11 protein-coding genes are annotated in these 11,762 nt (G+C 47.5%); 6 read left to right on the top strand and 5 right to left on the bottom strand.

Annotation, left to right across the window (positions count from 1 at the left end; translation table 11 throughout):
• Entirely contained in the window at nucleotides 1-837 is an 837-nt protein-coding gene (locus tag IMZ16_RS03740) for a glycosyltransferase family 2 protein (RefSeq protein ID WP_193440548.1), read from the top strand.
• 46 nt (nucleotides 838-883) lie between these two features.
• Here the strand turns inward: IMZ16_RS03740 and secG are convergent, their stop codons facing one another.
• The 3 genes from secG to IMZ16_RS03755 all read right to left on the bottom strand — a co-directional run bounded on the left by secG (nucleotide 884) and on the right by IMZ16_RS03755 (nucleotide 4,711).
• Nucleotides 884-1,222 (bottom strand): preprotein translocase subunit SecG, encoded by a 339-nt coding sequence (secG, locus tag IMZ16_RS03745; RefSeq protein WP_073177181.1) that lies wholly within the window; start codon nucleotides 1,220-1,222, stop codon nucleotides 884-886.
• Nucleotides 1,223-1,314: 92 nt separating this feature from the next.
• Nucleotides 1,315-3,393: a M16 family metallopeptidase gene (locus tag IMZ16_RS03750; RefSeq protein WP_193440549.1), complete on the bottom strand. Its 2,079-nt coding sequence runs from the start codon at nucleotides 3,391-3,393 to the stop codon at nucleotides 1,315-1,317.
• 4 nt (nucleotides 3,394-3,397) lie between these two features.
• Entirely contained in the window at nucleotides 3,398-4,711 is a 1,314-nt protein-coding gene (locus IMZ16_RS03755) for a M16 family metallopeptidase (protein WP_193440550.1), read from the bottom strand.
• 162 nt (nucleotides 4,712-4,873) lie between these two features.
• Here IMZ16_RS03755 and IMZ16_RS03760 point away from each other — a divergent pair, with 162 nt between their 5' ends.
• Nucleotides 4,874-5,812, top strand: coding sequence for a sulfate/molybdate ABC transporter ATP-binding protein (locus IMZ16_RS03760; protein WP_193440551.1), 939 nt, complete (start codon nucleotides 4,874-4,876; stop codon nucleotides 5,810-5,812).
• Nucleotides 5,813-5,814: 2 nt separating this feature from the next.
• Here IMZ16_RS03760 and IMZ16_RS03765 read toward each other — a convergent pair whose 3' ends face one another.
• Nucleotides 5,815-6,147 (bottom strand): zinc ribbon domain-containing protein YjdM, encoded by a 333-nt coding sequence (locus IMZ16_RS03765; RefSeq protein WP_073177945.1) that lies wholly within the window; start codon nucleotides 6,145-6,147, stop codon nucleotides 5,815-5,817.
• An 89-nt stretch (nucleotides 6,148-6,236) separates the two neighbouring features.
• On the opposite strand from IMZ16_RS03765, the gene IMZ16_RS03770 reads away from it, so the two are divergent.
• The 4 genes from IMZ16_RS03770 to IMZ16_RS03785 all read left to right on the top strand — a co-directional run bounded on the left by IMZ16_RS03770 (nucleotide 6,237) and on the right by IMZ16_RS03785 (nucleotide 10,861).
• Nucleotides 6,237-7,442, top strand: coding sequence for an RsmB/NOP family class I SAM-dependent RNA methyltransferase (locus tag IMZ16_RS03770; RefSeq protein WP_193440788.1), 1,206 nt, complete (start codon nucleotides 6,237-6,239; stop codon nucleotides 7,440-7,442).
• Nucleotides 7,443-7,447: 5 nt separating this feature from the next.
• Nucleotides 7,448-8,848: an MFS transporter gene (locus IMZ16_RS03775; protein ID WP_193440552.1), complete on the top strand. Its 1,401-nt coding sequence runs from the start codon at nucleotides 7,448-7,450 to the stop codon at nucleotides 8,846-8,848.
• A gap of 53 nt (nucleotides 8,849-8,901) precedes the next feature.
• Nucleotides 8,902-10,206, top strand: a complete 1,305-nt coding sequence (gene rimO, locus IMZ16_RS03780) for a 30S ribosomal protein S12 methylthiotransferase RimO (protein ID WP_193440553.1) — start codon at nucleotides 8,902-8,904, stop codon at nucleotides 10,204-10,206.
• A gap of 286 nt (nucleotides 10,207-10,492) precedes the next feature.
• Nucleotides 10,493-10,861 carry a septal ring lytic transglycosylase RlpA family protein gene (locus tag IMZ16_RS03785; RefSeq protein ID WP_193440554.1) on the top strand — a complete coding sequence of 123 codons (369 nt, stop codon included), beginning with the start codon at nucleotides 10,493-10,495 and terminating at the stop codon, nucleotides 10,859-10,861.
• A gap of 125 nt (nucleotides 10,862-10,986) precedes the next feature.
• Here the strand turns inward: IMZ16_RS03785 and IMZ16_RS03790 are convergent, their stop codons facing one another.
• Nucleotides 10,987-11,748, bottom strand: a complete 762-nt coding sequence (locus IMZ16_RS03790) for an exodeoxyribonuclease III (RefSeq protein WP_193440555.1) — start codon at nucleotides 11,746-11,748, stop codon at nucleotides 10,987-10,989.
• Nucleotides 11,749-11,762 lie beyond the last annotated feature (14 nt).

The following is an 11,762-nucleotide window of genomic DNA, read 5'->3' on the forward strand; positions in this document are numbered from 1 at the left end:
ATGAAGGTCAGTTTTATCATCGTCAATTATAATGTGACTGCGCTGCTGCGGAATTGCCTGAATTCCATCGTCCGTTTTGCCAATGTGCCGCACGAAATTATCGTGATTGATAACAATTCGCCGGATGATTCCTGGAGGCAACTTCAGGCGGAATTTCCTGCCGTGAAATTCTTCGCTAATGAAAAAAACGAAGGCTTCAGCAAGGCGAACAATAAGGCTGCCGCCAAAGCACAGGGCGATTTTCTCTACTTCCTGAACCCTGATACCGAGCTGAAGGATTTTTATTTGGCAGAGCTGATCGACTTTGCGGAAAGCACGCCGAATTTCGGCTGCCTTGGCTTGCGGATGCACGATAAAGACGGGAAATTTCTTCCGGAAAGCAAGCGCTCAGTTCCTGATTTGGTATATTCATTCAAAAAACTTTTCCTGAATTCCAAAGGGAAAAAGTCGCAGAAAAATTACTACCGGAACGATATTCCGCTAACTGCCATTGCAGAAGTGGAAGTGATAACCGGTGCTAATCTTCTGGTGCGACGCAGTGTGTTTCAGGAAGTTGGCGGTTTCGATGAAGCCTATTTTATGTACGGTGAAGATATTGATTTGTGCTACACTTTGATTTTGAACGGCTACCGCAATTTCTACTACGGCAAGCACGAACTGCTGCATCACAAAGGCCAAAGCACGGAAAAAAATCAAAAATACCTCGACCGGTTTTACGGTGCAATGGCAATTTTCGTCAATAAATATTACCGGAAAAATCCGCTGGAATTTCTCGTGATGTCGGCAGGTTTACGCATCCGCAAACTTTACGATATGCTCGTAATACGGTTACATTAAAAAGCCTGCTGTATTCTCAGCAGGCTATTCTAATAACTAAAATTGATTATTTCACGGGAGCTACAGGCGCAGGCTGCCCAGGTTTTACTGGCTGAGTATTCACAGGTGCGGTCTGCTTAGGCTTGGTCGGCAGCGGCTGCGTTTGGTTCGGCGTTGCAGTCATTACCACGCTCAGGGTTACGAGTACCACGATGGAGCAGGCAAGGATCCAAGTAGCTTTCTCCATAAAATCATTGGTGCGCTGCACGCCAAACTGCGCCGAAGAACTGCCGCCAAAAGTTGCCGAAAGCCCGCCGCCTTTAGGGTTTTGCGCCATTATTATAATGATGAGCAGCACGCTCAATATCATCAGAAGTACCATAAATAAAACGAAAACACCGCTCATTCTGCAAAAATTTTGAGTGCAAATGTAAGGATTTTCCGCCAAAACAAAAAACCGCCCATTTTCTGAGCGGCTTTTGTATTACAGATTTAATTTTACTGAAAATCAGAGTCTTTCGCCACATTCACTTGTTGGGAAGTCACCGTCATTTCAAGATTCATACCACCGATGGTTTGCGTAATCTTGAACGGCATCTTCACCCCGGAAACATCGCGGTAATCTGCGAACATTGTAGGGATGGTTTGCCCGGCAATTGTACGCACCTCACCGGTTTTCAGCCCAGTTTTTACGCTGTAATAGTAGGTTGTAGTGCCGCTTTTCACCACATAGCAATCTTCACCGTTGAAGTTTTCAATGCCGGAAAGCTGCGCACCTTTAAAATCCAGCTCCGGGAAAAGCGCGCGGTTTGCCAATTCTGCCGCAGCATCGGCAGGCATCGGTATTTTCTGTCCCTGCGCTTCCATATAGCCTGCCTCCCCGTCGAACACCATTTTCTGCATCGTCTGCCCCATCATCTTCACTTCCGTCCGTGTTTTTCCACCTTCAGCCATCGTGCTCAGCATCGTAAGCTCCATACCCTGAAGCTTTGCGGAAGCCTCCGTGCTTACCGATTTTATTTTCTTCACATTAGCTTCTCCGCCGATTGCGTCGATGTACTTTTTGCCAACAGTTTCCGCCGTTACATTAGCATCTACTTTTTTCGCCAAAGGCTTTGCCACAGGGTTGGCATTCGTATCGTAGTACTTCACATCGTAGCCGAGTTTCTCCAGCGGCTCTCCGATTTCGGAAGCCTTGCCGGCGATGAAGATTCGGCTTTGCCCTGGAAGAATGTTGCGCTGAACGGCCTTCTTCACATCATTTACCGTAACGGCATCGATGGATTTTAAATAATTTTGGTAAAAATTCGTTGGCAGATTGTAAATTCTCTGATTCACTGCGAAGCGCGCCAGAGTTTCCGGCCTTTCCAGAGAGCGGATGAAATCGCCCTTCAGCTTTGCCTTCGCATCTGCGAGTTCCTTTTCGGATACAGTGCCTATACCGTTCAATTCATTCATAAATTCCACCACCGCCTTGTCTGTCACCTCATTTCGTACACTTGCGTTTGCACGGAAACTCGGCGAATATTTGCTGACGCTAAGCCCTGAGTAGGCCCCGTAGGTAAAGCCGTTTTTCTCCCGAAGGTTCATAAACAGGCGGGATTCTCCACCGCCCCCGAGGATGTAGTTGGCAACCATAGACGCGAAATAATCTGGATCGCTCATTTTAAGCTCGGTAAGGTTGCCCACGCTGATGACTGACTGCACTGCGGAAGGCACATCTACGATGTTTATCTCCGTCCTGGCAACATTATTGGCTGGCTCCAGCGCAGGGTATACCGTGCCGGATTTCTTCCAGCCGCTGAAGTGCTGCTCCGCCAGTTTTTTTGCCTCATCATATTTAATATCCCCGCTGATAACGAGGTAAGCCTGATCCGGCGCAAAGTACTTGTGGAAGTAATTTTCCACATCGCGCACCGAAACCCTGCGGATGCTCTGCTCGGTAGGGAATTCCCCGCGGGAAGTATTTTTGCCATAAATCACGGCGTTCCCTGTTCTGCGGGCGATGGCATCTGCGCTTTTCTCATCCACTTTCAGGCTTTCTATCTCGCGGTCTTTCGCCTTTTCTATCTCTTTCTGGTCAAATCTCGGATTCTTCACTGCATCTGCCATCATCCCGAAAACTTCCGGGAAATATTTGGATAATGAATTGGCAAAGGCGCCACTCTGGGTAAAATTCAGCGAAGCACCGAGATAATCGATTCTCTTGTTGAAGGCATCTTTGCTCATCGTTTTCGTACCCTCGCCCAGCTGGCTCGCGAGGATGTCGCTCACGCCGGCGATGTTGCCCTCCAGCACCGGCTGGCGGTCTATGGAGAGGGATGCCGTTACGCGCGGCAGCTTATGGTTTTCTACAATCATCACCGTAAGGCCGTTTTCCATACGGAAGGATTTCGGCTCCGTGATGTTTACAGTGGGCGATTTTGTGGATACAGGCATTTTGTTTATGTCGATGCCGCCCTTGGTTTTTGTGTTAATATTTTGGTCTGTCACCACTTTTTTCGTAGCGTTGTTCTGGTTTTGGCAGCCGGTCGCAAATAAGGACGCAGCAATCAGCGGGTATATTAGCTTTTTCATGTCGTTACTTTTTTTCCGGTACATAATTGATGATCACTCTCTGATTGCTGTTCAGATATTTCTTCGCCACATCGCGGATTTCCTCTCGCGTGATGGAGCGGTAGATGTCGATGTCTTTGTTAATGAGGTTCGTGTCGCCCATCAGCATATAGTTGGTGGCAAGCGAGCTCGCTATGCCCTGCACCGTGGAGTTCGCATTTACAAACTCATTTTCAAATTTGTTCTGCAGTTTTTGGTAATCCTCTTCGGAAATTAAGCTCGTCTGAGCTTTTTTAATTTCCTCGTCTATTACCTTTTGAAGGTCTGCCTTTGGCGTGGCGCCCATCGGGATTGCGAAGAATGCAAATACACCTGCATCCTCGAAGCCTATGCTGTTGGCACTTACGCTCAGGGCTTTCTTCTGCTCGTCCACTAGTTTTTTGTAAAGCACGGAAGACTTCCCGCCGCTGAGATAGGTGGAAATCATGTCTAGCACCCTGGCGTCTCGCGACTTGTTGGATGGCGTGCGGTAGCTGTAGATGTATGCCGGCAGCTGGATGTTGGCATCGGTAACCGTTACCTCCGTTTCTTTGGTAATCGGCTGCTCCTGCGGGAATTTTTTCTCCGCAACCACGCCTTTCGGGATACCGCCGAAGTAGGTTTCTACCCACCTTTTCGTCTGCTCCGGCTGGATGTCGCCAGCCACTACGAGCACAGCATTGTTCGGTACATAATATTTTTTGTAAAAATTCCGGAACTCCTCCAGCTGTGCAGCATTCAGGTCTTCCATAGAGCCAATCACCGACCAGCGATAAGGGTGGTTTTTAAAGGTGTTGGCGAGGATGGAGTTGAAAAGATTACCATACGGCTGGTTGTCCATACGCATGCGTTTTTCTTCCTTCACCACTTCGCGCTGCGTATCCACGCCTATCTGCTCCACCTGTCCGCTGCGCATTCTTTCCGCTTCCATCCAGAGCCCCAGCTGCTCGTTGTTGCTCGGGAAGGTCTCGTAGTAGTAGGTGCGGTCGTTGGTCGTGTTCGCATTGTTGGTACCTCCGTTGCTGGATACGATCTTAAACCACTCTCCGCGCCCGATATTCTGCGTACCCTCGAAGAGCAGGTGCTCAAAGAAATGCGCGAAACCGGAACGCCCAATCTCCTCATCCTTGGAGCCTACATGGTACATCACCCCTGTAGTTACCACCGGCACGGTATTATCCTGATGCAGAATTACATGCAGACCGTTGGGAAGGTCGTACTCCTCAAATTTAATCTGCTGTGCGCTCGCCACCGATCCCAGCAGGGCTGCAGCTGCCACAGAAAGAATACTTTTTTTCATAAAACATCATTGAAAACTTTGTAAAGATAAAAAATTTTCAATCAATCGAAATACTTTAAATTGATAATTTCATTATTTTAAATTTGCCCCTGCCGTTTCAGCAGAATTCAGAAAGTCAATCTTTATTTATTTTTGCTTTTGTATTTTGATTAAATTTGCTGTATGCTTTTGGAAATCCGCCACTTACATTTTTCGTACTCACCAGAAAAACCGCTGTTTCAGGATTTGAATCTTGAAATTGGTCAAGGTAAAATCGTGGCTGTAGCCGGCGAATCTGGCTGCGGAAAAACCTCCCTGCTAAGCTTGATTTACGGTCTTCTTGATTGGCAAAGCGGTGAGATTTTCTTCGATGGAAAACCGCTTTTCGGCCCGAAAAGAAATTTGGTGCCCGGCGAAAAGGAAATGAAACTGGTAGCGCAGGATTATGACCTCCTGCCCTATTCCACAGCTGCAGAAAATGTGGGTAAATTCCTGAGCAACAGTAATTTAGCCCTGAAAAAATCTACCGTGGAAGAATTGCTTTGGGTGGTAGGGATGCAGGATTTTGCCGATGTAAAACCGCAGTTTCTTAGCGGTGGACAGCAGCAAAGAATTGCGATTGCAAGGGCACTTTCCGTGGTTCCAAAATTGCTTTTGCTGGATGAGCCTTTCAGCAATATCGATTTTTCGCGGCGTGCCGAACTTCGCGAAAATGTGCTGAACTATGCCAAAGCGAAAAATATTTCCGTGCTGATTTCCACGCACAATCTGCAGGAAATTTTGCCCTGGCTCGATGAAATCATCGTGATGGAAAATGGCAAAATCATCGCGCAAAATTCACCGCAAATAATTTACAATCAGCAGGATAGCGAATACATTGCCAAACTTTTCGGCGAAGTGAATGTAATTTCAGCGGAGCATAGGGCGCAATTTAATCTCGGTAAAAAATTCTACTTTCCGCACGAAATTCAACTCTGCGAAAAGGGAATTTCCGCTGAAATAATCGAGAGCCTTTTTGCTGGAAGCTATTACAGAAACCGCGTCAACATTGCCGGTGAAGATTTTGTTTTCCATTCCCTGAAGCCGGTTTCAGGAAAGGTGCAGGTGTGCTTTTCGGAATAACTTCAGGCCTTCTTCACAAATTCCGATTTCAGCGCCATCGCACCGAAGCCATCTATTTTGCAGTCGATATTATGGTCAGAATCCGGCCGAAGCCTGATGTTCTTCACCTTTGTGCCCGCCTTCACTGGCTTTGGCGCGCCTTTCACCGGCAGATCCTTTATCACCACCACAGCATCGCCGTTCTGCAACTCATTGCCATTGCTGTCGAAAACTTTTTCAGAATCTCCCGCTTCATCAGGGTTAAATTCGTGGAAGCACTGGCTACAAACCACCATTCCATCCTGCTCATAAGTAAATTCCGATTGGCATTGCGGGCAAGCCGGAAGTTCCGTCATCTCAAAAAATTTTCCGCAAATTTACACATTATATATATGGTGCGCGCTGAATTTCATTTCGCTAATTTTGCAAATTCACTCACGACTTGATGGAACTCATTCACAGGAACTTGCTCATCGGCATTCACGATGCGCTGAACGAAACTTTTTTTGAAAAAAATAAATACGCCGACAAGGTGATAGAGCGGCTGCTGAAGGCGAATAAAAAATGGGGAAGCGCCGACAGAGCGGTGGTTTCCGGAATTTTCTACGACATCATCCGCTGGAAAAAGCGGCTGGAATATTTCATCGGGGAAGGCGCAAAACCGGGCAACATCTACAAACTCATCCTGGCCTACCTGCTTTGGACGGACACGAAATTCAAGCGCTTCGATGAATTCGATGGGATAAAAACGGCGGACATCCAGGCGAAAATCAAGAAAGGAAAAGTGCCTACGAAAGCGATAGAATTTTCCATACCGGATTGGCTGGCGGAAACCCTTGCCAAAGAACTTGGCGAAAATTGGGAAAAGGAAATGAAGGCAATGAACGAGCAGGCGCCCACAATCCTTCGGGCTAATACGCTGAAAACCAATGCGCAAGACTTAATCACCGAGCTGGAAAACGAAGGCGTGAAAAGCTTCCGCGTGAAAAATATTCCTGATGCGGTTCAGCTGGAAGAGAAGAAAAATGTATTCCTGACTTCCGCATTCAAAAATGGCCTATTCGAAGTGCAGGATTCCGGCTCACAATTGATTGCGGAATTTCTGGATGTAAAACCTGGACAGCGTGTGGTGGATGCCTGTGCAGGTGCTGGCGGAAAAACGCTGCATATCGCTGCGCTGATGCAGAATAAGGGGCAGATTATCGCTCTGGATATTTTCAACTGGAAACTTGCCGAGCTGAAACGCCGCGCCAAAAGGGCCGGTGCGCACAACATAGAAACCCGGCTGATTGACGATAATAAGGTGGTGAAACGGCTGCATAATTCAGCGGACAGACTGCTGATTGATGCGCCGTGTTCTGGGCTTGGCGTACTGCGCCGAAATCCCGATACGAAATGGAAAATCGATGAAGCCTTTATCGAAAAAATCAAGGATGAGCAGCGACAGATTTTGCAGGAATATTCCAAAATCGTGAAGAAGGGCGGCAAAATGGTGTATGCCACCTGCTCGGTACTCCCTTCAGAAAATGGGCAGCAGGTTTCTCTTTTTTTGGAGAATAATGCAGATTTTAATCTCGTAAAGGAAAAAACAATTTTACCAAGCGAAGGTTTTGACGGATTTTATATGGCGCTGCTGGAGAGAAAAAATTAAGTCTGATGGCGAAAAAAATAGACCGCTCCACTCCGGAAAAAAAGTTCCTGCCGTGGGCTCTTGCCACTGCGATGTTTATGCAGATGCTGGATTCCACGATTATGAACACCTCCCTGCCGGCGATAGCCGAAGACCTCGGAGAATCGCCGCTCAATATGCAGAACGCCATCATCAGCTATGTGCTTACGCTCGCGGTGTGTATGCCGGCGAGCGGTTTTCTGGCTGACCGCATCGGTACGAAGCGCGTCTTCCTCGGTGCGCTGGCGGTGTTCGGCATCGGTTCTTTACTATGCGCCGCCTCCCCGAACCTGGATACGCTGGTGCTTGCGAGAATAATCCAGGGAATCGGGGGTAGCCTGATGACGCCGGTGGGCAGGCTCGCTATGATAAAGACCTTCCCGAAAGATGAATTTGTAAGTGCTTTGAACTATGCCTCCATCCCCGCCCTCATAGGTCCGGTACTCGGGCCGCTGGTAGGCGGCTACTTCTCGGTATACCTCAGCTGGCACTGGATATTCCTCATTAATATTCCATTCGCTGTGGCGGGAATTATTTTTGGTTTAAAGTATATGCCAGATTACTATGGCACCAGCCCGGATTTCGATTTTGCCGGATTCCTGCTCTTTGCAGCAGGGTCCCTGGCGCTCTCGATGTCGTTAGAGATGCTGGGACACTCAAGCAAAATTACTATCGTACTCCTGGTTGCCGTTCTTGGCTTCGCAATGCTTTACTTTTATTATCGCTATGCCCGGCGGGCGCGCAACCCGCTTTTCCCGCTATCGCTCTTTAGCCTGCGCACATTCCGGATCGGCATCCTTGGCAATCTGGCTACCAGGCTGGGTATCAGCTCGGTACCGCTGCTTGTTCCCCTGATGATTCAGGTGGAATTTGGGGAGAGCGCCGTAGTTTCTGGATGGATCGTGGCACCAATGGCGCTGACTTCAATGCTCGGCAAATCTGCTGTGGTGAGACTGCTGAACCGCTTTGGATACCGCAAAATTTTGATGACTAATACCGTGATCATCGGGCTTCTGATCTGCTGCCTCGGCATTCCCGGAATCCACGCCAATACTTACACTTTCCTGCCCATCGTGGCAGTACTTGGCTTTTTTAATTCTATCCAGTTTACCGCTATGAATACCATCGCTATGGCGGATTTAACTAATAACCTCACCAGCCCCGGGAATTCTCTGATTGCGGTAAACCAGCAGCTCGCAATTGGCTTCGGTATCGCCTTCGGATTGGTGGTTTTGAAACTTTTCCAAAACTCTCCGGCCACCGTCGGCAGCAGCCATCTCGCCTTTCGCTATACCTTTTTCGTCATAGGAATTTTCACCGTACTTTCATCCGGGGTATTCCGCAGACTGCAGCTTACTGATGGAGATAATTTGAGGAGCCGCCAATGAGCCTTGTGACCAGTGTTTAAGTTTCGTAATTTTGCAGCCGCAAATTTTCGCTGATGCGCACAAAATCTACAGGACGGAAAAAAATCAACATCGTAACGCTGGGTTGCTCGAAAAACCTTTACGATTCCGAAGTTTTGATGGGGCAGCTAAAGGCTTCCGGAAAGGATGTGGTGCACGAAGAAAAGGGCGATATTGTGGTAATCAACACCTGTGGCTTCATCGATAATGCGAAGGAAGAATCCATCAACACTATTCTGGATTTCGTGGAAGCGAAGAACCGCGGCGAAGTTGAGAAAGTATTTGTAACTGGCTGTCTTTCAGAACGATACAAGCCGGATTTGGAAAAAGAAATTCCCAATGTTGACCAATATTTCGGCACGAGAGATTTACCCATTTTGCTGAAACATCTTGGCGCAGATTACCGCCACGAACTTGTAGGCGAAAGGCTGACCACCACCCCAAAACACTATGCCTACCTGAAAATTTCCGAAGGCTGTGACAGGCCGTGCAGTTTTTGCGCCATACCTTTGATGCGCGGAAAACACACCTCCACGCCCATCGAAAAACTGGTGTTGGAAGCGGAAAACCTGGCAAGGCAAGGCACGAAGGAACTCATCCTGATCGCCCAGGACCTCACATATTACGGCCTGGATATTTACAGAAAACGGGCACTGGCAGAGCTGCTGAGAGCGCTGGCAAAAGTGGACGGCATAGAATGGATACGGCTGCACTATGCCTTCCCATCGGGATTTCCAGAAGATGTGCTAGATGTAATCCGGGAAGAAGAAAAAATTTGCAACTACATCGATATTCCACTGCAACACATCAACACGGAAATTCTGCAATCCATGAAGCGCGGAACCACGCACGAAAAAACGAACATGCTGCTGCAAAAATTCCGCGAGAAGGTGCCTGATATGGCCATCCGCACTACATTAATCGTGGGCTATCCCGGTGAAACGGAAGAGAAATTTCAGGAACTGAAAGCCTGGGTGGAAGCGCAGCAATTCGACAGGCTGGGCTGCTTCACCTACTCTCACGAAGAAAATACGGCGGCTTTTGCGCTGGAAGACGATGTGCCACAGGACGTGAAGGAAAGGCGTGTGGAAGAGATTATGGAAGTACAGGCGCAGATTTCCTGGGCGAAAAATCAGCGGAAAATCGGGAAGGTCTTCAAGTGTATTTTTGATAGGAAGGAAGGGAATTATTTTGTGGGCAGAACGGAATATGATTCGCCGGATGTTGATAACACGGTGCTTGTTTCGGCAGAGGATGCCTACATTTCGCCAGGCGATTTTGCCAATGTGCTGATAACCTCTGCGGAAGAATTCGATTTATATGGTGAAATTGTTGACTAAAAAATTAAGCTGAGAAAAACTTCAGCTTTTTTTGTTTTAAAAATTTGATTATCAACAATTTACACCTTAAACCTATGCACTTCAACCATCCAGTATGTTAATTACCTTAACTTTTCTCAATCGAATTTAACACTTTTTAAGAATCTTTGCGGAACGGCTTGGATAGGGATTTCGCACAAAGGCTTAACATTTCTTTAACAGTCCGTTAAGAAACATTAACTAACAAAAATTTGCAGCAATGGAAGTGGGTATAATTTTGCGCCGTTAATCAACAAAAAAATTGAAAATGATTAAAAGATTTTTGCTGACGGTAATGATGGTGCTTTCCACTCTTACACTATCGTCATTCCAAAACTATGCCGATAACGAAAAACAGACGACTATCGCTTCTTACTACGGCAACAGCCACCACGGCAAGCCGACTGCAAGCGGAAAGAAATTCAGCAACTACGAACTTACGGCTGCGCACAAAACGCTACCTTTCGGAACGAAGGTACGCGTAACCAACCCGAAAAACGGCAAAAGCGTTGTGGTAACAATTACCGACCGTGGGCCATTCATCAAAGGTAGGCAGCTGGATCTTTCCCAAAAGGCTTTCTCGGAAATTGGGAGCCTGAAATCCGGGATTATGAAGGTGGAGTATGAAGTGATTTAAGACTTGAGACACAAGAAGCAAGAGCCAAGTAAAAAGTAAAAAGTGTCATCCTGAGCTTGCCGAAGGATAATTTCAAATCTTGATTTTAAACTTAATAAAAAGGCTGCGGGAAACCGCGGTCTTTTTTATTTCAGCTCCACCAGTACAGGGCAATGATCGGAATGCCGAACTTCCGGCAAAATGAGCGCGCGGGAAATCCGGTGCGCTATGCTGCGCGAAACCAAGTGATAATCCAGCCGCCAGCCTTTGTTGCGCTCCCTTGCTAATGCACGGTAGCTCCACCATGTATATTGGTGCGGTCTATCGTTCAGAAGCCGGAAGCTGTCCACGAAATCACCCTCGTCCAAAAACCGGCCCAGCCATTCCCTTTCCATCGGCAAAAAACCGGAAACATTTTTCAGGCGAACCGGATCGTGAATATCAATCGGCTGATGACAAATGTTGAAATCTCCGGAGATTATTAGGTTGGGAATTTTCTTCTTCAGATTTTTAACATAAATCAGCAAATCTTCGCAGAACCGCATCTTGAAGCCAAGCCGCTCAATATTTGAAGCGGAAGGCACATAAACGGAAATCACGGAAAAATCCTGAAAATCTGCACGGATGATTCTGCCCTCGCTGTCGTAATCTTCGATGCCGCAGCCCAATTCCACATTCAGCGGCTGCACTTTCGATGCGATGCCTACACCGCTATAGCCTTTGCGAACGGCGCTGTGCCAGTAGCTGTGGTAGCCCAGTTTCTCGAAACTCGCGATATCAATCTGGTCATTACCTGCCTTGCTTTCCTGGATGCAGATGATGTCCGGCGATGCTGCTTGCAGCCAGCCGAGAAAATCCTTGGTAAAGGCCGCGCGAATTCCGTTTACATTGTAACTGATGATTTTCACGCGCTAAATTTAGG

The sequence above is a fragment of the Cruoricaptor ignavus genome, from assembly GCF_014961145.1.
Lineage (GTDB): Bacteria > Bacteroidota > Bacteroidia > Flavobacteriales > Weeksellaceae > Cruoricaptor > Cruoricaptor ignavus.

What these genes read in the sequence shown, in the direction of transcription:
- IMZ16_RS03740 (WP_193440548.1), top strand. Translation starts at nt 1, where the DNA reads ATGAAGGTCAGTTTTATCATCGTCAATTATAATGTGACTGCGCTGCTG.
- secG (WP_073177181.1), bottom strand. Translation starts at nt 1,222, where the DNA reads ATGAGCGGTGTTTTCGTTTTATTTATGGTACTTCTGATGATATTGAGC.
- IMZ16_RS03750 (WP_193440549.1), bottom strand. Translation starts at nt 3,393, where the DNA reads ATGAAAAAGCTAATATACCCGCTGATTGCTGCGTCCTTATTTGCGACC.
- IMZ16_RS03755 (WP_193440550.1), bottom strand. Translation starts at nt 4,711, where the DNA reads ATGAAAAAAAGTATTCTTTCTGTGGCAGCTGCAGCCCTGCTGGGATCG.
- IMZ16_RS03760 (WP_193440551.1), top strand. Translation starts at nt 4,874, where the DNA reads ATGCTTTTGGAAATCCGCCACTTACATTTTTCGTACTCACCAGAAAAA.
- IMZ16_RS03765 (WP_073177945.1), bottom strand. Translation starts at nt 6,147, where the DNA reads ATGACGGAACTTCCGGCTTGCCCGCAATGCCAATCGGAATTTACTTAT.
- IMZ16_RS03770 (WP_193440788.1), top strand. Translation starts at nt 6,237, where the DNA reads ATGGAACTCATTCACAGGAACTTGCTCATCGGCATTCACGATGCGCTG.
- IMZ16_RS03775 (WP_193440552.1), top strand. Translation starts at nt 7,448, where the DNA reads ATGGCGAAAAAAATAGACCGCTCCACTCCGGAAAAAAAGTTCCTGCCG.
- rimO (WP_193440553.1), top strand. Translation starts at nt 8,902, where the DNA reads ATGCGCACAAAATCTACAGGACGGAAAAAAATCAACATCGTAACGCTG.
- IMZ16_RS03785 (WP_193440554.1), top strand. Translation starts at nt 10,493, where the DNA reads ATGATTAAAAGATTTTTGCTGACGGTAATGATGGTGCTTTCCACTCTT.